This is a genomic window from Lentzea sp. JNUCC 0626 (assembly GCF_043632865.1).
In the GTDB taxonomy this organism is placed as follows: domain Bacteria; phylum Actinomycetota; class Actinomycetes; order Mycobacteriales; family Pseudonocardiaceae; genus Lentzea.
Genome location: NZ_CP171635.1, coordinates 9295060 through 9314916, shown reverse-complemented (window position 1 = coordinate 9314916; position 19857 = coordinate 9295060). Strand labels below are relative to the sequence as shown.

Annotated in this window: 13 protein-coding genes; 2 read left to right on the top strand and 11 right to left on the bottom strand. The window is 69.3% G+C overall.

What is annotated here, in order from left to right; genetic code table 11:
• Window positions 1–3: 3 nt before the first annotated feature.
• From JNUCC0626_RS43725 to JNUCC0626_RS43685, 9 genes are all read right to left on the bottom strand, one after another.
• Window positions 4–903 (bottom strand): carbohydrate ABC transporter permease, encoded by a 900-nt coding sequence (locus tag JNUCC0626_RS43725; RefSeq protein WP_394622235.1) that lies wholly within the window; start codon window positions 901–903, stop codon window positions 4–6.
• Window positions 904–980: 77 nt separating this feature from the next.
• Complete coding sequence (locus JNUCC0626_RS43720; protein ID WP_394616495.1) at window positions 981–2243, bottom strand: extracellular solute-binding protein; 1263 nt, start codon at window positions 2241–2243, stop codon at window positions 981–983.
• A gap of 482 nt (window positions 2244–2725) precedes the next feature.
• Complete coding sequence (locus JNUCC0626_RS43715) at window positions 2726–5242, bottom strand: ABC transporter permease (protein WP_394616494.1); 2517 nt, start codon at window positions 5240–5242, stop codon at window positions 2726–2728.
• Between the two features lie 6 nt (window positions 5243–5248).
• Entirely contained in the window at window positions 5249–6001 is a 753-nt protein-coding gene (locus JNUCC0626_RS43710) for an ABC transporter ATP-binding protein (protein ID WP_394616493.1), read from the bottom strand.
• Between the two features lie 120 nt (window positions 6002–6121).
• Entirely contained in the window at window positions 6122–9091 is a 2970-nt protein-coding gene (locus JNUCC0626_RS43705) for a helix-turn-helix transcriptional regulator (RefSeq protein WP_394616492.1), read from the bottom strand.
• Window positions 9092–9105: 14 nt separating this feature from the next.
• Window positions 9106–9258: a hypothetical protein gene (locus JNUCC0626_RS43700; RefSeq protein WP_382439927.1), complete on the bottom strand. Its 153-nt coding sequence runs from the start codon at window positions 9256–9258 to the stop codon at window positions 9106–9108.
• A gap of 157 nt (window positions 9259–9415) precedes the next feature.
• On the bottom strand, window positions 9416–12262 hold the full coding sequence (locus JNUCC0626_RS43695; RefSeq protein WP_394616491.1) for an AfsR/SARP family transcriptional regulator: 2847 nt from the start codon (window positions 12260–12262) through the stop codon (window positions 9416–9418).
• Window positions 12263–12590: 328 nt separating this feature from the next.
• On the bottom strand, window positions 12591–12782 hold the full coding sequence (locus JNUCC0626_RS43690) for a DUF397 domain-containing protein (protein WP_394616490.1): 192 nt from the start codon (window positions 12780–12782) through the stop codon (window positions 12591–12593).
• 23 nt (window positions 12783–12805) lie between these two features.
• The gene (locus tag JNUCC0626_RS43685; protein WP_394616489.1) at window positions 12806–13651 is read right to left on the bottom strand and encodes a helix-turn-helix domain-containing protein; all 846 of its coding nucleotides are present in this window, start codon (window positions 13649–13651) and stop codon (window positions 12806–12808) included.
• 166 nt (window positions 13652–13817) lie between these two features.
• On the opposite strand from JNUCC0626_RS43685, the gene JNUCC0626_RS43680 reads away from it, so the two are divergent.
• The gene (locus tag JNUCC0626_RS43680) at window positions 13818–14135 is read left to right on the top strand and encodes a hypothetical protein (RefSeq protein ID WP_285639035.1); all 318 of its coding nucleotides are present in this window, start codon (window positions 13818–13820) and stop codon (window positions 14133–14135) included.
• 381 nt (window positions 14136–14516) lie between these two features.
• Window positions 14517–16730 carry a SulP family inorganic anion transporter gene (locus tag JNUCC0626_RS43675; RefSeq protein ID WP_394616488.1) on the top strand — a complete coding sequence of 738 codons (2214 nt, stop codon included), beginning with the start codon at window positions 14517–14519 and terminating at the stop codon, window positions 16728–16730.
• A 58-nt stretch (window positions 16731–16788) separates the two neighbouring features.
• On the opposite strand, the gene dacB is transcribed toward JNUCC0626_RS43675, so the two are convergent.
• Entirely contained in the window at window positions 16789–18324 is a 1536-nt protein-coding gene (gene dacB / locus JNUCC0626_RS43670) for a D-alanyl-D-alanine carboxypeptidase/D-alanyl-D-alanine endopeptidase (RefSeq protein WP_394616487.1), read from the bottom strand.
• Window positions 18321–19751 (bottom strand): NADP-dependent phosphogluconate dehydrogenase, encoded by a 1431-nt coding sequence (gene gndA, locus JNUCC0626_RS43665; RefSeq protein ID WP_394616486.1) that lies wholly within the window; start codon window positions 19749–19751, stop codon window positions 18321–18323. Before gndA ends, dacB begins: the two co-directional genes overlap by 4 nt.
• Between the last annotated feature and the right edge of the window lie 106 nt (window positions 19752–19857).

The following is a 19857-nucleotide window of genomic DNA, read 5'->3' as shown; positions in this document are numbered from 1 at the left end:
CGATCACTCCTTGCCCGCGATGCGCCGCGTCAGCGTGAAGTTGACGATCGCGACCAGCAGGACGACCAGGAACAGCATCCACGCGACGGTGGCCGCGTAGCCGGCGTCGAACAACCGGAAGCCCTTCTCGTACATGTAGAGCACCAGCGTCTGGAACTGGCGGTCCGAGCCACCGGTGGAGTTGCTCGTGGCGAAGGCGGGGTCGAACAACGCGGGTTCGGCGAAGAGCTGCAGACCGCCGATCGTCGAGGTGACGACGGTGAACAGGATCGTCGGCCGGATCGACGGCACGGTGATCGACCAGAACATCCGCCAGCGCCCGGCACCGTCCAAAGTGGCCGACTCGTACATGTCCTTCGGCACCGACTGCATGGCCGCCAGGTACAGCAGCGCGTTGTAGCCCGTCCAGCGCCACATGACCATTGTGGACACGGCGAGGTGCGAGGCCCAGGTCTCGGCGCGCCAGTCGATCGGGTCGATCCCGACGAAGCCGAGCAGGAAGTTCACGATGCCGAAGTCGCGGCCGAAGAACTGCGCGAACACCAGCGCCACCGCGGCGACCGAGATGACGTTGGGCAGCAGCACACCCGCGCGCCAGAACGCACTGCCGCGCAGGCCCCGGTCCAGCAGCGCGGCGAGGCCGAGCGCCGCGAGCAGCTGCGGCACCGTCGAGAGCACGAACAGGCTCAGCGTGTTGAACAGCGCGTTCCAGAAGTTGGCGTCACCGAACAACTTGACGTAGTTGTCGAGACCGATGAACCCCTGGTCACCGTCGATCAGCTGCCAGTCGTGCAGCGACACCCACGCCGTGTAGATCAGCGGGTAGAGCCCGAAGACCCCGAACACCAGGAAGAACGGCGCGATGATCAGGTACGGCGTGTACCTGGCGTCCCAGTTGCTCAGCCGGAAGCGCTTCGGCGGAGGCGCGGAAGACGAAACCGAGGCGGCCGGGGCCGCCTCGGTCTCTGGACGAGTCACCGTCACTTGGCGGCGTCCGTCGCTTCCTTCAGGGCCTGCGTCCACGCGTCAGCCGCGGACTGCTTGCCCTGCTCCACGCGGGTCAGCGCGGTGCCGAACACCGGGCCGACCTTCGAGTCCTTCGTGCCGCGGTAGGTCGGCTTCAGCGACTCCGCCGAGGTCGCGAAGATCTGGCCCACCGGAGCCTTGTTGAAGTACTCGTTGACGGTCGCCTGCACCTCGGCGTCCTGGTAGACCTTCGGCTGCGACGGCAGGTTGCCCGTCTCCTTGAAGATCCGCTTCTGCTGCTCGGGGGCCGTGAGCCACTTGGCGAGCTCGTAGGCCTCCTTCGGGTGCTTGCCCTGCTTCGGGACGGCGAGGAACGAACCGCCCCAGTTGCCGCCGCCACCGGGCGCCGTCGTCACGTCCCACTTCCCGGCCGCCGCGTCGCCGGCACCCGCCTTGATCAGCGCGAGCGCCCAGGCCGGGCAGGTGGTGGTGGCGAACGAACCCTGCTTCAGCGCGACGTTCCAGTCCTGGCTGAACGGCTCGAGAGCACCGGTCTGCTGCTTGGTGCCCAGGGCCGCCGCCTGGTCGAACGCCGTCTTGACCTTGTCGTTCTTCTCCGCGATGTACGAGTCGTCCTTCGCGAAGTAGCCCTCCTCGGTCTGGTCGAGGATCGCCTTGTAGACGTTGCGGGCGGTGTCGACGAACTTCACGTTCGGCGTCTTGCCCGCGAACGTGTCCGCGGCCTTGGCGTAGTCCGCCCACGTCGGCCACAGCTTCGCGACCTCTGCCCGGTCGGTCGGCAGGCCGGCGGCCTCGAACAGGTCGCGGCGGTAGCAGAGACCCAGGCTGCCCATGTCCGTGCCCAGCCCCAGCACGAACTCACCGTTGTCGGCGGTGCCCTGGTTCCACTTCCAGCCGGCCCACTGGTCCTTCAGGTCCTTGGCGCCGTAGTCCGCCAGGTTCACGAACTTGTCCTTGGAGGCGCGGAACTGCGAGACCACGCCCTCCTCGAGAGCGACGATGTCCGCGGCACCACGGCCACCCGCGAGCTGAGTCGCGAGCTGCGTGTTGTGCTGCTCCATCTTGACCTTGCGCTGCTCGATCTTGATGTTCGAGTGCGAGGCCTGGTACTCCTCGATGAGCTTGTCGTACCCGAAGTCCGAGAAGAGGCCCAGCGACAGCTCGATCTTGCCGTCAGCCTGGGAACCCCCGCCGCAACCGGCGACCATGACCATCACCATGGCCGCAGCAGCGCTGCCGACCAGCCTCTTGCTCATCCGTCCTCCTCGACGACGCCGTGAGCGGCGCTTAACTGTGATGAGAGCGCTCTCACACTCGACGGGAGATGCGCGGGTGTCAAGCGGTCGACATCGTTCCGTAACTTTGTGGAGTCCGGCAACAAAAACCTTTGCCAAAGTTTCCGAGCGTCTCGGATGGGTGAGCTCGCGGCGCCGCCCGGACCCGCGAAACGAAGAGGAGGGACGACCGGGCCCTCGCTCCGGTCGTCCCTCCACACCAGGTAGAGGGGGTTGCGGGCCAAAAGTGACGCGCGCTCCCAAAGTTTTTTCGCGAACTTCCGGTTGAGCTCGATCGGAGCGGGTAGCACCCGCCCGGTTCATCCCCGTGAACGCACAGCGGAGGCCCGGTGCCCCGACAGCACCGGACCTCCACCGATCCCCCGGTCGTGCGGGCCCCTGTTTCCCGCACTCCCGAACCCGCCTGCCCGTGGCCCCCGACAGCTGGGACAGGCGGGGTGTCCTTACGCCTCCGCCATGCCCGCGACCACGGAGTTCCGTGCCGCACGCCGGGCCGGCAGGGCCGCCGCGATGATCGCCGCGACCACGGCCAGGCCGAGCATGACGCCGATCTGACCGAACGGGATGGCGAAGCTGATCGGGAACTCCGGGTTGGAGATCGCCTCGACCAGCAGCCACCCGAACCCGGCGCCGAGCAGCACGCCCACGACCGCGCCGATCAGTGCCATCAGGATCGACTCGACGACCAGCATCTGCCGCAGCTGGCCCCTGGTCAGGCCCAGGGCCCGCAGCAGGGCCGACTCGCGGGTGCGTTCGAGCACCGAGAGGGTCAGCGTGTTCGCGATGCCGAACAGGGCGATGATCAGCGCCAGGCCGACCAGGGCCCAGATGAAGAGCAGGATCTGGTCGATCTGCCCGTTCAGCTCCGCCTTGGTCTCGGCGGCCGAGTTCAGCACGGCGACCGGTGAGGTCGCGATGACGCGTTCCAGGTCGGTGCGCGCCTGTGCGATGTCGGTGCCGGGAGCGAGCTTGACCAGCAGGTTCTGGTAGCCCTTGGCCGGTTCCTTCAGGATCGACTGAGCCGAGGCCAGCGTGACGATGCCGGTCCCGTAGCTGTTGTCCTTGATCAGGCCGACGACCTTGAAGTCCTTGCCGCTGATCGGGACGGTCGAGCCGACGGTGACGCCCGCCTTCTGGGCCTCCTTGTCCCGCATGACGATCTCGCCGTCCTTGAGACCGGTGAGCGTGCCCTCCGACAGCGGCGGGCGGACCAGCGAACCGAGAGCCTCGGACGGGTAGCCCGTGACGTCGGCGTACTCGAGTTTCGGCGACTCGCCGAACGCCCTGAGTTCCGGGGCGACCATCGAGACGTTGCGGACCTTCGCCAGTTCGTCGGCGAACTTCTGCGTGAGCGGCTGGTCGTAGACGCTCGACTTGACCGCGTAGTCGGTCGGGAAGCGCTCGTCCACCTTCTTGATCATGGTTTCGCGGCCGCTGCCCGCCACGACGGTCACCATCGCCACGATGGTCACGCCGATCATCAACGCCGCGGTCGTGGCGGCGGTGCGCTTGGGGTTGCGGCCCGCGTTGGCCGAGGCGAGCTTGGCCGGGACGCCGCGCAGAGCCTTGCCGAACAGGCGGTTCACCAGCGGCACGTAGAGCGGGCCGAGTAGCAGGACGGCGAGCAGTAGCACCATCGTGGCACCGCCGGTGATGAACAGCGCCGGTTCTTCCTTCTGCTGCTGGAGTCCGAAGTAGACACCCGCGCCGCCGAGCAACGCGATGACCGTCGCGACGACGATGCGGATCTTGCCGGTGCGGGCGACGTCGTCGGAGCTGTCCGGCTGCGAGCGCAGCGCGGCCACCGGGGCGACCTGCGTGGCGCGGCGGGCCGGGAGCACGGCCGACAGCACGGTCACGACCACGCCGACGCCGAACGCCGCGACGATCGTCACCCACGAGATCGGCAGGCGGATCTCGGACTCGCCGCCGCTCGGGCCGCCGAAGTTGCTGATGACCGCCTGCAGCCCGGCCGAGACGCCGAGACCGCCGAGGAAACCGAGCACCGATGCCGCGAGGCCCATGAAGACCGCCTCGGCGAGCACGGACCGGAACACCTGCCCGCGTTCCGCTCCGACGCAGCGCAGCAGCGCCAGTTCCTTCGTGCGCTGGGCGACGAGGATCGTGAAGGTGTTGTAGATGACCATGCCCGCGACGATGAGCGAGATCGCGGCGAACGCGAGCAGAAACGTCTTGATCTCGCTCGCGGCGTCACCGACCTGTGCCAGCGTGGCCTTGGTCAGCTCCTCACCGGTCTGCACCTGGTAACCGGGGCCGATGGCCTTGGTGATGTCGTCGACGAGTTGCTGCTGCGACACACCGGACTTCGCGACGGCCACGATCTCGTAGATCCGCTGCTCCGGGACGAGCGTGCGCATGCCCTCCGGCGAGACGATCAGGTGGTCGCTGCCGGACATCGAGAGACTGCTCGCGCCCTGCTGGTAGCTGCCGACGATCGTGAAGCTGTTCTCGGCCTCCCCCTCGCCGAGCAGCTTCAGCGTGTCACCGACCTTGAGCTTCGCGATCTGCGCGGTCTTGGTGTCGACCGCGATCTCGTCGGCCTTGGCCGGGAACCGGCCTTCCTTGAGGTTGAAGTCGCGCAGCTTCTCCGTCGTCGGCAGCGGCTGCACCAGGGCCTGCTTGGCCTTGCCGTCACCGCCGATCAGCGCCGCGCTGCCGAACTCGCGCGAGTCGGCGCCCTCGACCCCGGACGTCCCGCGGATCTTCTGCAGGAAGTCGGCCGGGATGCCCTTCTCGCGGTCGGGGGCGTTGTCCGCCAGGTGCACGGCCGCGTCGACGTTGCGGGCGCTGCGGGCGAAGTTGTCCCTGGTCTGCTCACCGACCGCGTCGCCGAGCACGAGCGTGCCCGTCACGAACGCGACGCCGAGCGCGATGGCGATGCTGGACAGCACCAGCCTCGCCGTGCGGGCGCGCAGGCCCGCAAGGATCGTCTTCCACATGATGGGTCAGGCCCCCAGGTGCGCGAGGGCGTTGACGACGGACTCGGTGGTGGGCTGGTGGATCTCGCCCGCGAGCCGGCCGTCGGCGAGCAGCACCACGCGGTCCGCGTAGCTCGCGGCCACCGGGTCGTGCGTCACCATGATCACGGTCTGGCCCATCTTGCGGACCGACATGCGCAGGAAGTCGAGGACCTCGGCACCGCTGCGGGAGTCCAGGTTGCCGGTCGGCTCGTCCGCGAAGATGACCTCGGGACGGGCGACGAGCGCACGGGCACAGGCCACGCGCTGCTGCTGGCCACCGGAGAGTTCCGTCGGGCGGTGCGTCAGGCGGTCGCGCAGGCCCAGCACGTTGACGATCGTGTCGAACCACTGCTTGTCGGGCTTGCGGCCGGCGAGTTCCAGGCCCAGCAGGATGTTCTGCTCGGCGGTCAGCGTCGGCAGCAGGTTGAACGCCTGGAACACGAAGCCGACGCGGTCGCGGCGCAGCTTGGTCAGGTCCTTGTCGTTCAGCTTGGTGATCTCGGTCTGTCCGATGTGGATCGCACCGCTGTCCACCGTGTCCAGTCCCGCGAGGCAGTGCATCAGCGTGGACTTGCCGGAGCCGGACGGACCCATGATCGCGGTGAACTTGCCCGCCTGGAACGCGACGTTGATGCCGTCGAGCGCCCGCACCGCGGTGTCACCCTTGCCGTAGACCTTCACCAGGTTGTGGGCCGCCGCGGCGGTCCGGGTGCCGACCTCGGACACCAGTGCAGACATGTGGCTTGCCTTCCTCACAGGGGGTGTTTCCTTGCTGAGGAAGAAGCTATTTCGACGGTCAGTGCGCGGACATCAACTCCGCGACGCGTTGCGCATCAGCCTGAGGTATGACAACCGGGCCTACTCCAGCAGACCCCGGTCGTACGCGATCGCCACGGCCTCCGCGCGCCGCGACGCCCCGAGCTTCGCCATGATCCGGGAAAGGTGCACGGAAACGGTCTTCTCGCTGATGTAGAGCTCCTCGCCGACCTCGCGGTTCGTCCGTCCCGCGGCCACCAGGCCGAGCACGTCGCGTTCGCGCGGGGTGAAGAGGTCGACCTGTTCGCGCACCGGTTCGTCCGCCCTGAGGGTGATGCGGGCCCGCTTCGCGCACGCGGCCACGGCCTCCCCCAGTGGCACGGCCTTGAGCCGCGTCGCCACCTCGTCGGCGAGCTTGAGCTGGTCGGCCGCCTCGTCCCTGCGGTCCGCGCCGAGCAACGCCTCCGCGAGCCGCCACCGGCACAGCGCCTGCTCGTACGGCACGCCGTAGGCGAACTCGTCGATCGCGGCCTGCCACAACTCCGGGTCGCCCGCACCGGTCAGCCTCGACTCCTCGGCGAGCGCGCGGGCGAACCACGCCCTGCCCTCCGGACCGAGGGTGCTGGAGCGCGGCTTGCCGTTGCGCACGGTCAGCCGCACGTGCTCGGCGAGTTCGTGACCAGCCTGAACAGCGTTCTGCTCGGCTTGCGCGTCCCGCTTGCGCCGGGCCTTCGCGGCGATCTCCGCGTGCGCCGCGATGCCGACCGCGCCGATCCGGATGCCCGCGAGCATCCACGGCCCGCCGAGCTTGCGGGCCCACTCCAGCGCGTCGGTGACCCGTTCGACGGCCAGTTCGGGACGGCCGCGCCACAACGCGAGTTCGGCGCCGGTACCGCCGTTGATCAGGGCGATCTGGATGTCGCGGTGCCAGTCGCTGCGCAGCTTCGTGATCACCCGTTCGGACCCGGCCAGGTCACCGCGCGACACCGTGAGGTGCGTGCTCGCGGACGCCAGCCGCGCCAGCACCGTCGACGACACCGCCATGCCGGGCGGTTCGCTGGCCCACGCCGCGTACTCCCAGTCGCCGATGTAGTAGTGCACCAGCACCTGCAGGATGCGGATCTCCAGGCCGTACATGCTCCAGGTCAGGCCGGTCTCCTTGGCCCGGTTGCCGGCCAGGTTGTAGACGCGGGCCGCCTCGGCCAGATCGCCGCGGTCGTAGTGCATCAGGCCGAAGTAGTACCAAGCCCTCAGCTCGTTGTTGAACGCTCCGACCTCGCGCGCGCACTCGATCGCACGCTCGAAGCTGGCCTTGGCCTGCTCCGGCTGGCTCGCGTGGTCGTCGAGGATCGCGAGGGTGCCGAGGCCGTCCGCGACGGCACCGGGCGCGTTCGCCGTCTGCCCGTCCGCGATCGCGAGTTCGGCGGCTTCCCGCGCTTGAGCGTCTTTTCGCTGCTGGCGCAACGAGGACGCCTTGCCGGCGAACACGCGGGCGCGGGTCGGGCTCGGATCGCGGTCCTTCACGAGCGCGAGTGCCTTGCCCAGCACCAGGAAGTGCTCTTCCTCGTTGCCGTCGAGGATCGACAGCGCCTGCGAGAGCCGCAGCCAGATCTCGGCGGCTTCCTCCGGCGTCTGCTCGGCGCTGATCGCCTTGGTGGCGCTGCGGGCGAACGCGACCGCGCGTTCGGGCTGCCCGGCCGTGCCCGCGACCCAGGACGCCCGGCGCAACAGCACCGACTCGTCCACATCGGACGGACGATCCGCCTCGGCCACGGCGTTCCAGAGGTTGAGCGCCTTCTCCAGGTACCGCAACGACTCCGCGGGCGCACCCGCGCGTTCGGCCTCTTTGGACGCCTGGATCGAGGCCTTCAACGCGAGCGGCAGGTCGTGGCTCTCGAACGCGTGGTGCGCGAGACCCGCCGCCGACCCGCGTTCGTCGGGCCGCTGAGCCAGGTGCCGGGCGTACGCGGCGTGCAGCCTGACCCGTTCGCCGGGCAGCAGGTCGCGGTAGACGGCCTCGCGGACGAGCGCGTGCCGGAACGTGTAGACCTCGTCGTCGTTCACGACGAGCAGGTGGTGCTGGACCAGCTCGCGCACCGCCGTGTCGAACGCGAAGTCGTCCATCCCGGAGACCTCGTGCAACCGGTAGTGCCGGACCCGGCGCCCCCACGCCGACGCGACGCGGACCGCGTGCTGCGCCTCGGGACTGAGCCGCTCGACCCGGCTGAGCAGCACGTCGGCGAGCGCGGACGGCAACGACCTCGGGTCGTCGCAGGTCGCGACCGCGATCAACTCCTCGGCGAAGAAGGCGTTGCCCTCAGAGCGTTCCGCGACCTGCTGGACGACGTCCTCCGGCAGGTCGTCGGACAACGCCTCGACGAACCGGCGCGCGTCCGCGGCGTTGAACGGCGTCAGGTCCAGGCGGTCGACGGCGGGCAGCCGGACCAGCTCGGACAGCAAGGGCCGCAACGGATGGCTGCGATGCAGATCGTCCGCGCGATAGGTGCCGACGACCAGCAACCGCTGAGAACGCAGGCGGGACAACAGGAACGACAACAGGTACCGCGTCGACGCGTCCGCCCAGTGCAGGTCCTCGACGACGAGCAGCACCCGCTGCCGTTCGGAGAGATCGGTGAGCAACCCGAGCACCGCGTCGAACAGCTGGAGCTGCCCGACGTCCTGCTCCGGCCGGCGGCCGGGGATCAGGCTCGGCGCGATCATGCCCTCGGTGCCGGGCTCGCGGGCGGCCGGCAACGCGAGCTGCGGCAGCAACATCGCGAGCGCGGGCCGGTTCGACACGTCCTGGAGCTTGCCGAGCGCCTCCGCGAACGGCAGGTACGGCAGGCCGGTCTCGCCGGCGTCGAGGCACCGTCCCATGAGGACGATCGTGTCGTCGGCACTCGCGGCCAGCTCGTCGATCAGCCGCGTCTTGCCCACTCCCGCGTCACCGGCGAGGAGCACCGCCCCCGCGGTGCCCTCTCCTGCCTGTGCCAGCGCGGCACGCAACCGGTCCAGCTCGCGGTCGCGCGCGACCAACGGAATGCCAGAACCAAGTCGCGCCACGAGTGGCATGTTTTCACATGTCATCACCGGGTGCTGCGGGGTTTTCCAGAGGTGCGGTGGATCACTCGGTGCAGCCACGACGGCGCGGAGCCGTTCGAGCGCTGCCAGTTGCACCGGGCGTTGCCACGTCGGTAGTCGATTTCCGCCTTGATCGCCTCAGGGGTCCACTCGGTCATGGTGGACAGAGTGCTGCTGAGGGGTCGGGTAAGGCATCGGGCGATCACGCAGTCCGGCGCCGCGAATCCCTTACCCGCAGCACCGCGCCGACTCCCTTACCCACCCAGGCCGCAGCAGCCCTGGCCCGCCGCGCCGCACACCGCGACCACGCAAGCCCTACCCGGCCGCGCCGCTCACCGTCACCGCGCGCGCCCGAGCCAGCCGAGCCCGCACCCCGTCCGCTTCCGGCGCCCCCAACTCCGTGAACAACGCCAGCGCCCGCTGCCAGTGCGCCGCCGCCCCCGCCGCGTTCAACCGCTCGAACACCGCCGCGAGCCGGTCGTGCGCCAGCGCCTGGTGGTACGGCGACACCGCGTCGCACGCCACCGCCAGCGCCGTCCGGGCCGCCGACAGCGCGCCATCGGTGTCCCCGGTCTCCAGCAACGCCGTCGAGATGTCGGTGTGGCAGGCCGCCTCCCCGCACTGCTCGCCGACCTCGTGGTACATCCGCAGCGCCACCCGCAGCCACGGCATCGCGTCGTCGAACCGCTGCGTGCTCAGGTACAGCAGCCCGAGGTGGTGGTGCGCGTTGGCCTCGGCCCACTTCGAGCCCGCGATCCGGGAGATCTCCATCGCCTCGCGGTAGTGCTCCTCGGCCTCCGCGTGCCGGCCGAGGTCCTGCAACGTGCCCGCGACCGTGGTCAGCGCGCGGGCTTGCTGGTGCACGTCCTCCTTGCGACGCGCCGTTTCCAGCGCACCCTGCTGAGCCTGCAACGCCTCCTCGAAGCGTTCGAACTGGAGCAGTGCCACGCCGAGGTTGAACTGCATGACGAACCGCGCGTCGTCGTCGTTCAGCGCGATCGCGGCCTGCAAGGCGGCTTCGGTGAGGCGCAACGAGGTCTCGCGTTCGGTGCGCAGCCAGAGGTAGCGCGACAAGGTGTACGGCAGCTGCCAGGCGTGAACGTGCCAGCCGGAACCGGACGCCAGTTCGGCGGCGGCGATCAGGTTGGCGCGTTCGGCGTCGAACCAGGCCGTCGCGTCGGCGGGGCCGGAGATCAGCGGCACGTGGGCCGGGCGGTGTTCGGGGGCGACGAGGACGCTGCCGCGGTTGATCGGCAGCAGGCCGTCGGCGAGGTCCGCGCAGTGCAGGTAGTAGTCGAGCATGCGGCCGGTCGCGGCGCGGCGTTCCGGTTCGGAGAGTTCCCCCGCCAGCGTTTTCGTGTAGACGCGGACCAGGTCGTGCGCGAAGTGGCGGCCGGGTTCGCTGACGGACAGCAGGTTCGCGGCGGTCAACGCGTCCAGCGCGCGTTGGGCCTCGATCAACGGGACGTCGCCCATCGCCGCGACCACGTGCGGGGTCAGGTCCGCCCCTGGGTGCAGGCCGACGATCGCCAGCAGCCGTGAGGGTTCGGCGGGCAGCGCACGACGTGACGCGTCCAACGCCGCCCGCACGGTGCCTTCGCCGTCTTCCAGGCCAAGTGCAGCCAAGCGGCCGTGCTCGTCCTGCAACTCCTCAACGAGCTCGGCAACGCGCAGACGGGGCGACACGGCGAGACGAGCTGCCGCGATCCGCAACGCCAGCGGAAGTCCGTCACAGAGCTCGGCCAACGACCGCAGCGCACCGGCCTCGATGTCGGACCGGCCCGCGATGCGCCCCAGCACGTCGACGGCCGCGTCGGGGTCGAGCATGTCCAGCTCGATCAGCTTCGCCTCGACCTGCGCGACCAGCCCGACGAGCCGCCGCCGGGACGTCACGATCACGCACGACGGCGCACCAGGCAGCAACGGCAGGAGATCCGCCGAGCTGCGGACGTTGTCGAGCATCACGAGCATGCGGCGGTCGGCCAGCCTCGTCCGCAGCAGAGCCGAGCGTTCGTCCACGGAGACAGGGGTTTCCCCGGCCGGGACGCCGAGCGCGCGCAGGAACCGGTTGAGCACCTCGCCGATCTCGAGCGGCTCGCGGTTCGGGTCGTAGCCGTGCACGTCGACGTACAGCTGGCCGTCCGGGAACTCCTCGCGCACCCGGTGCGACCAGTGCAGCGCCAACGCGGTCTTACCCACGCCCGCCGGACCGGTGACCAGCAGCACCGGGCCGTCGTGGCCGCGCAGCAACGCGTCCATCCCCGCCAGTTCGGCATCGCGGCCGATCAACGCGACGGGCGCGCGCGGCAGCTGGGCCGGCACCGTCACCGGCGCGGGTTCGGGCGCGGACTGCTGCTGCGGCACGCGCACGGGCGCACGTTCCGGTTCGGGACTGTCCCCCGCCAGCACGGCCTGGTGCACGCGGCGCAGTTCCGGCCCCGGTTCGACGCCCAGTTCCTCGATCAGCACGGCCCGTGCCTCGCGGTACGCGGCCAGCGCCTCCGCCTGCCGTCCGGCCTGCACCAGCGCCCGCATCAGCAGCCCGTGGCCGCGTTCGCGCAACGGGTGCTCGACGACCATCGAACCCAGCTGCGACACCAGTTCCGGGCCCTGCCCGATCGCGAGGCCGAGCTCGGCGCGTTCCTCCAGCACCGCGAGGCGGCGTTCGACGAGACGGCCGCGTTCGACGTCGGCGTGCAGCCCGGAAACTCCGCCCAGCGGCTCGGCCCGGAACAACGCCAGCGCGTCGTCCAGTTCGACCGCGGCTCCAGCCAGGTCACCGGCGGCGCGCATGCGGTTCGCGAGCAGCACTTGACGTTCGAACACGTCGAGGTCCAGCGCGCCCTGCTCGATCCGCATCAGGTAGCCGTCGCCGACCGACGTCAGCAGCTCGGCGGGCGCGCGGCGGGCGCGGGTCGGTTCGAGCGCCCGGCGCAGTCCGGCGACGTAGGTCTGGACCAGGTTGACGGCGCTGGAGGGCACGTTGTCGCCCCAGACCGCCTCGATGATCTGCCCGCGGGAGACCGGGGTGTTGCGCGCGAGCAGCAGGACCGCCAGGACGGCGCGTTGCTTCGCCGCACCGAGATCAACCTCTTGACCTGCGCGAACGACCCGGAGAAGGCCGAGAACCTCGAACCGGAGGGGTTCCTCGCCGTGCGTCACCGCTCTGTCCCTCGCCTGTGGGCCACCTGGAGCTTGAAGATCACTTCAGTCGGGCTCCAGTCGTGCTGTAGAAGGCATTCTTACGCTTAGCGTGTCCAACCAACCACAGACCGCGAGATCAACGGAAACCGGAGATCAGCGAGTCCGACCAGGTTGGACCGGACAGCGGAACACCCGCTGCTCCCCATGATCGACGTGGGTCGGCCGGCGTGCAAGGGGCATCCAGCCCGCGGCGGCGGAACGCCGGCCGGCCCACGTCCCCTTTCACCTCGAACGACGAAGGCCCCGGCTGGATCTTCCAGCCGGGGCCTTCACGTGCACCTGTCGATCAGCTGACAAAAGAGCCGTTCTTCGCGGCGGCGAGGAACTCGCCCCACCCCGCGTCGCCGAACCTCAGCCGCGCGCCGTCCGCGTTCTTGCTGTCACGGATGGCAGCGCCGGTCGAGACGAGCGCGATCTCCACGCAGTCGGCTCCAGCGGCCGAGGACCGGCTGCTCTTGCGCCAACTCAAGCTTTCCACTGTCTGTTCACTCCCGGTCGCGGTCACGCGAGAGTGCGAGCGACTTCGGTGATCAAGGCGAAGGACTCCCGCTGCGGAAGCGAGGCGCTCACCAGCCGCTCGAACATCTCGGCGTAGGAAAGGACGTCCGACTGCTGTTCCAGGTAGACGCCGCTTCTGGTGCTTTCGATGTACACGACGTCGGGGTCGAGCCGCTCGGGAAAGCTCAGGATGACGAACGGGCCGTCCATCGCGGCATGACCACCGGCGTCGAACGGCACGACCTGCATCGTGACGTTCTGCAGTGCACCGATCTCGAGAAGACGCGCCAACTGCCCGCGCATCACCCCTCGCCCGCCGACGAGTCTGCGCAGGGCGGCCTCGTCGATCACGGCGTGCAGGCGCAACGGATCGTCCTCGCGCAGCAAGGCCTGCCGGGCCTTGCGCAACCGGACGCGGCGCTCGATCTCAGCGGCGCTCGCGTTCGGCAAGCCCTGGGAGATCAACGCTCTCGTGTACGCCTCGCACTGCAACAAGCCGGGGATCATCAGGCCCTGATAGCTCCTGATCGAGTCCGCGTCGGCCTCGTACCCCACGTAACGACCGGGCACGATGTCGCCGAACTCGTCCCACCACGCTTTGCGGCGGGCTTCCCTGGCGAGCTGGACCAGTTCTTCGAGGGCGGCGGCGTCCGCACCGTAGGCGGTGAGCATGTCCCGCACGTCGCGCGGGCTCACCCCCACCCGGCCCGTCTCGATGCGGCTGATCTTGGAGGCGGAGCACTCCAGGCGCTCCCCGACCTCCTCGATCGTCAGCTCGGCCACTTCACGCAGGCGCCGCAACTCGCTCACGAGCCGACGCTTGCGCAGGGTCGGGCTGCTACCCCGCATGACGCCTCCTGAGTGGCATCCGCACCTCCTGGTCGTTCCCAGTTTGAGAGCAAACCAGCTCGTCGCAAAGAGACGTCATCCATTCGTGTACTGCAACTTGCAGATCGCAGGTTGGTGGCGCCAGGCTGCATGGGTTGCTTACGCACGGACTGGAGCTCTGAGCCTGATGGCCGTCACGGTGTTCAGCCAACTGGACAAGTCGCTGCACTCCCACCTGGCCACACTCACCGACCTCGCTGCCCGCGGCGACGACCAGACCGCTCTCGTACTCGCCAGGGTTGAGTTGCCGAGGGTGGTCGCGGTGGTGAAGGCGTTGCTCGACGAGCACCAGCCCGACGAGCACGGCCGGTGCGCCACCTGCAAACGCGGCTGGTTCTCCAGGCGGATGCCCGCACCGTGCCGTGCCTACCTGTCGGCGCAGCTGATCCTGACCGTCGTCGGCCAGGAGACTTCGCACGGCAAGCACCTGCGCTCGGTAGGCTGATTTCCGGAACTCGATAGTTCTTCGGTTCCCGCACGACTTGGGCCGGCTCCGCACCCCCCGACCGGAGCCGGCCCTTCTATGCGATCACCAGGCGTAACGGCGCGGGCCAAGATCAACACGGTTGGCTGAAACATCTGTCACAGCACCGTTCTCGGCCTCATCATTGGTGACGACGCGGCCTGATCCCGCCCCACGATGCCTGTGCCGACACGGAGGTGTTCCCGTGCCGACCCCGCATGACCGCGCCGACGAGCTCGATGCCGTCCGGCCGCGCCGAATGCTGCCCTTAGAACGCGTCTAGAGCGTTCCCAGCTCGCTCCCCTCCCCGCCCTGTGCAACCAAGCGCACAGGGCTATGCCGCTATTCAGCAAAGGGAAATCCGTGAACCATCAGCCCAGGTCCAACGCCGGCGAGCACACCCCGCACGGCCCTCCGGTGCTCCTGAAGCACGACCTGCCCGCGAGCTTCGTGCTGTTCCTCATCTCCATCCCCCTCTCGCTCGGCATCGCGCACGCCACCGGCGCGCCGCTGATGGCGGGCATCATCTCCGCGGTCATCGGCGGCGTCGTCGTCGGCGCGATCAGCGGAGCCCCGTTGCAGATCAGCGGTCCCGGCACCGGGCTCGTGGTGATCGTGGCCGCGCTGGTCGCGCAGTTCGGGTGGGCGGCCACGGCGGCGATCACGCTGGCCGCGGGCGTGCTGCAACTCGCGTTGGGACTCACCGGGATCAGCCGCCTGGTGATGTCGCTGTCCCCCGCCGTCGTGCACGGCATGCTGGCGGGCATCGGCATCTCCATCGCCGTCGGGCAGCTCGTGGTGCTGCTGGGCGGCACGGCGGCGTCGACGGTGCCCGCCAACCTCGCGCTGCTGCCGGGAGAACTGGCCGGCGCGCAGCTCGGGTCCGTCGTGGCCGGTGCGGTGGCGATCGCGGTTCTCCTGCTGTGGCCCCGGATTCCACGGGCGTCGATCATTCCCGCGCCGCTGGTGGCCGTCGCATTGGCGACCGGGCTGGCGTTCTTGCTGCGGTTCGACGTGGCCCGGGTGAACCTGCCGGACAGCCACGCGTTGACGTTCCCCGAGATGCCGCAGGGAAGTGTCGGCGCGGTGGTGACCGCCGTCGTCACGGTGGCGCTGGTGGCGAGCATGGAGTCGTTGCTGTCGGCCGTCGCGACGGACCGGTTGCACGACGGGCCGCGCGCCCGACTGGACAAGGAGCTCATCGCGCAGGGCACCGGCAACGTGCTCGCGGGCGCACTCGGCGGGTTCCCGATCAGCGGTGGTCTCGCGCGGAGCTCGACGAACGTCGCGGCGGGCGCGAAGACCCGGTACGCGGCCGTCTTCCAGGGCGTGTGGATCGCGGTGGCCGTGCTGGCGTTCGCCCCGGCGCTGGAGCTGATCCCGCTGGCGGCGCTGGCGGGCGTGCTGTTCGTCGTCGGGCTGAAGCTCGTGTCGGTGCAGCGGATGAAGAACCTGGTGCAGCACCGGGAGTTCGTGGTCTACGCGACCACCGCGCTCGGTGTCGTCCTCTTCGGACTGCTGGAAGGCGTGGTCGCGGGACTCGCGGTCGCGCTGCTGCGCGCGTTGTACCGGTTGACGCACTGCTCGGTGCGGGTCGAGGGCAACCGGGTGTGCGTGCGCGGGTCACTGGTGTTCCTCGGCGTCGGACGGCTCGTGCGGGAGCTGCGCCAGATGCCGCCGGGCCAGACCGTGGTGCTGGAACTGCACGTCGACTACCTGGACCACGCCTCCTACGAGGCGATCAACGACTGGCGCGAGAGCTACGAACGGCTCGGCGGCCGGGTGCGCGTCGACGAGGTGCACGACACCTGGTATGACCGCGCGAACCAGGGCAAACCGGGGCGGCGCAAGACGTTGCCCGGCCCGTTGCCGCGCTGGTTCGCGCCGTGGTCGCACTGGCAGGGCACGCCGGACGCCGTGACGTTGCCGGCCCAGCGCGCTTCTCTTGAAGGCGATCCGATGTTGCGGGGCATGCACGAGTTCGAACGCCGCTCGGCGCCGTTGGTGCGACCGTTCCTGCACGAACTGGCGGTGCACGGGCAACGCCCCCAGCAGCTGTTCATCACGTGCGCGGACTCCCGCGTGGTGCCGAACCTGATCACCACGTCCGGGCCCGGCGACCTGTTCTGCGTGCGCAACATCGGCAACCTGGTGCCGATGCCGTCCGCGGACGACAGCTCGGTCGGCGCCGCGATCGAGTACGCGGTGGAGATCCTCAACGTCAGCACGATCGTCGTGTGTGGACACTCCGACTGCGGCGCGATGAAGGCGCTGGTGAAGGGGTCGGCCGCGCGCGGCTCGCACCTGCACTCGTGGCTGCGCAACGCCGAACCGTCGTTGATCAGGTTCCACGCGCCGACGGCGGCGGGCTGCGCGGACCTGCCGGTGGCGGACCGGCTCGCGGTCGCGAACGTCGCGCAGCAGCTCGACAACCTGCTCGGCTTCCCGAGCGTGCGGGAGGCGATCGCGGCGGGCACGCTGACGTTGAAGGGCATGTACTTCGACATCTCGAACGCCCGCGTGTACCTGGTCGACCCGGACCGCAACGGGCTGGAGCCCGTGCCTTCCCCGGCCTAGAAATGCGAAGAGCCGCCCCGGAACGCATCCGGGGCGGCTCCACTGTGGACTCCTCAGATCAGCAGGTGCCGATCCACGAGCACTCCACGTCGAACCGTTCCTGCGCGGGGACCTTGGCGCGGTCCTGCTCCGGAGCCTTGCGCTGCTGCGGCACCGACTGGATCTGCGGCGCGATCGAGCTGCCGCCGTCCGACGCCAGCCGCACCGCGACGCGGTCCTCGATGTTCTTCGGGTTGTTGAACAGCACGTAGTTGTTCTGCACCACCGAGAACACGAGGTCACGACCGGCCGCGGTCTTCACGTAGCCGGACAGGCCCGAGATGCCCGTGAGGGATCCGGACTTGGCCTTCACGTTGCCCGCCGCCGGGGTGTTCTTCATGCGGCTCACCAGCGTGCCGTCGACACCGGCGACCGGCAGCGAGGCCTGCCACGCGGAGAACCACGGCTTCGTCTTCGCCTTGATCAGCACCGAGGTGAGGTCGTCCGGCGAGAACTGGTCGTACCGCGACAGGCCGGAGCCGTCGAAGACCTCGACCACGTTCGGGTCGACGCCGAGACCGGCCCACTTGGTGCTGAGCTGGTTGACTCCGTTGCCGAACGACTTGCCCGCGGTCTTCACGAGCACCTCGGCCAGCATGTTGTTGCTGTCCTTGAGCAACGGCACCATGAGCTCGCTGAGCTTCATCGACGTGTCCGTCGCGAGGACCGCGGCACCGGCCGGAGCCTCCTGCCGCTTCACCCCGCCGGTGACGGTGATCCCGTTGGCCTGCAAGGCCTTCTGGAACACCGACGTGACGAGTCCGGTCGGGTCCTTGACCGTCGTGAGCGCCGTCACCTCGGCCCACGTGGAGCCGCTGACGAGAATCCGGTTGGTGCCCTGCTCGCGTTGGACGGTGATGCCCGCGTTGCCGTTGGTCGTCGCCGTCGACACGATCTGCACGTGGTCGTTCGACGGTTCGGTCGTGACGACGACCGGGGCACCCGTCGTGGCACCCGGCTTGACGCGCACGACCACCGTGCCCGCGCTGAACTTGGCGTCCGGCGAGAGCGTGAGAGCCGACGTCTCCGCGCTGTAGGAGAACGGGACGTCCTCCCACGCCCAGCCGGGGCCGAGCGGGTTCGAGTCGAACTTCTTGTCGTCGACGACCAGCGAGCCGTTGACCGTCGTGACACCGCTGGCCTTCAACGCGTCCGCGAGCGCCTGGTAGCGAACCCGCGACATCGTCGGGTCGCCACCGCCGCGCAGCACCACGTCGCCGTTCAGCGTCGCGCCGGATCTCGTGCCGCTGGTCAGCAGTTCGGTCTTCCAGCGGTAGTCAGGACCGAGCAGGTCCATCGCCGCCGCCGTGGTGAGCAGCTTGAGGTTGGACGCCACCTGGGACCGCTTGGCGCCCTGCCTGGTGTAGATCACTTCGCCCGAGTTGGCGTCCCGCACGGTCACGCCGACATCCGCGCCCTTGAGCGCGTTGTCGGCGAGGATCGCGTCGAGATCAGCCGTGAGGGCCTCGTTGCCGACCGCCACGGCGCCGCCGCTGGACGTCAGGGAGAACCCTGCCGCCACAGCGACGACCGCCCCCAGAACCCTTAACTTCACGCTTCCACCTCTGATCGATCACCCGACCACAACGTGTGGAAGCTACCGGGCTTGTCGGTGCGCCTGTACGTGTGCGCCCCGAAGAAGTCCCTTTGTCCCTGAACAAGTGCCGCTGGGAGCCTTTCGGAACGAAGTCCGTCGTAGTAGGCCAAAGCGGACACGAAGCCCGGCGTCGGCACGCCGGATTCGACCGCACGGACCACAACCCTGCGCCAAGCGGCCTCCGCGTTCTGCACTGCGTCGCGGAAGTAGTTGTCCACCAAAAGAGACGCGATGTCGGCGTTGGCGTCGTACGCCTCGCGGATGCGGTTGAGGAACTGCGCGCGGATGATGCAGCCGCCACGCCAGATCGTCGCCATCGCGCCGAGGTCGATGTTCCAGTCGAAGTTCTTCGACGCCTCGCGCATCATGTCGAAGCCCTGCGCGTACGCGACGACCTTCGACGCGTAGAGCGCCTGGCGCACGTCGTCGACGAGGTCGGCGTCCGGCTTCGCGACGACCTCGCTGGCGCCGAACGCCTCGCGCACGGCCTTGCGCTGGTCGGTGTGGCCGCTCAGGCTGCGCGCGAACACGGCCTCGGCGATGCCGGTGACCGGGACGCCGAGTTCCAGCGCCTCCTGCACGGTCCAGCGGCCGGTGCCCTTCTGCTCCGCCGCGTCCTCGATGACCTGCACGAGCGGGGTGCCGTTCGCGTCGACGTGCTTGAGCACCTCGGCGGTGATCTCGACCAGGTACGACTCCAGGTCGCCCGAGTTCCACTGCGTGAAGACCTCGGAGATCTCCGCCGGCGTCTGCCCGCCGATGCGGCTCAGCAGGTCGTACGCCTCGGCGATCAGCTGCATGTCGGCGTACTCGATGCCGTTGTGGACCATCTTCACGAAGTGCCCGGCGCCGTCCGGCCCGACGTGCACGCAGCACGGCTGACCGTCCACCTTGGCCGCGATCTCCTCGAAGACCGGGCCGACGTGCTTGTAGGACTCCGCCGGGCCGCCCGGCATGATGCTGGGACCGTTGAGCGCGCCCTCCTCGCCACCGGAGATGCCGGCGCCGACGAACAGCAGCCCCTTCTCCTTCAGCGCGGCCTCACGGCGGCGCGTGTCGTTGAAGTGGGCGTTGCCGCCGTCGATCACCATGTCGCCGGGTTCGAGGATTTCACTGAGCTCGTCGATGACGGCGTCGGTGGGGCCACCGGCCTTGACCATGATGATGATCTGGCGCGGCGTCTGCAGGCTGTCGACCAGGTCCTGCAGCGTCTCGGCGCCGACGAAGTCGCCCTCGTGGCCGTGCTCTTCGAGCAGGGCCTTCATCTTCGCGGGGGTCCGGTTGTGCACGGCGGTTTTGAAGCCGTGGCGCGCGAGGTTGCGCGCGAGGTTGCTGCCCATGGTGGCCAGACCGGTGACCGCGATACGTGCTTTGCCTTCCGTCATGCGCACAGCCTGCCGTGTTCTTCAGGTTTACGCGAGACGTCACAGCGTGTTCTCAGACTCCGTTTTGCCAGGTGAACCGCGTCACGTGCCGGTACGTATGGCTAGG

Excerpts from the sequence above, each read along its gene's own strand:
- JNUCC0626_RS43720 (WP_394616495.1), bottom strand. The coding sequence starts at position 2,243 with ATGAGCAAGAGGCTGGTCGGCAGCGCTGCTGCGGCCATGGTGATGGTC.
- JNUCC0626_RS43715 (WP_394616494.1), bottom strand. The coding sequence starts at position 5,242 with ATGTGGAAGACGATCCTTGCGGGCCTGCGCGCCCGCACGGCGAGGCTG.
- JNUCC0626_RS43710 (WP_394616493.1), bottom strand. The coding sequence starts at position 6,001 with ATGTCTGCACTGGTGTCCGAGGTCGGCACCCGGACCGCCGCGGCGGCC.
- JNUCC0626_RS43705 (WP_394616492.1), bottom strand. The coding sequence starts at position 9,091 with ATGCCACTCGTGGCGCGACTTGGTTCTGGCATTCCGTTGGTCGCGCGC.
- JNUCC0626_RS43700 (WP_382439927.1), bottom strand. The coding sequence starts at position 9,258 with ATGACCGAGTGGACCCCTGAGGCGATCAAGGCGGAAATCGACTACCGA.
- JNUCC0626_RS43685 (WP_394616489.1), bottom strand. The coding sequence starts at position 13,651 with ATGCGGGGTAGCAGCCCGACCCTGCGCAAGCGTCGGCTCGTGAGCGAG.
- JNUCC0626_RS43680 (WP_285639035.1), top strand. The coding sequence starts at position 13,818 with ATGGCCGTCACGGTGTTCAGCCAACTGGACAAGTCGCTGCACTCCCAC.
- gndA (WP_394616486.1), bottom strand. The coding sequence starts at position 19,751 with ATGACGGAAGGCAAAGCACGTATCGCGGTCACCGGTCTGGCCACCATG.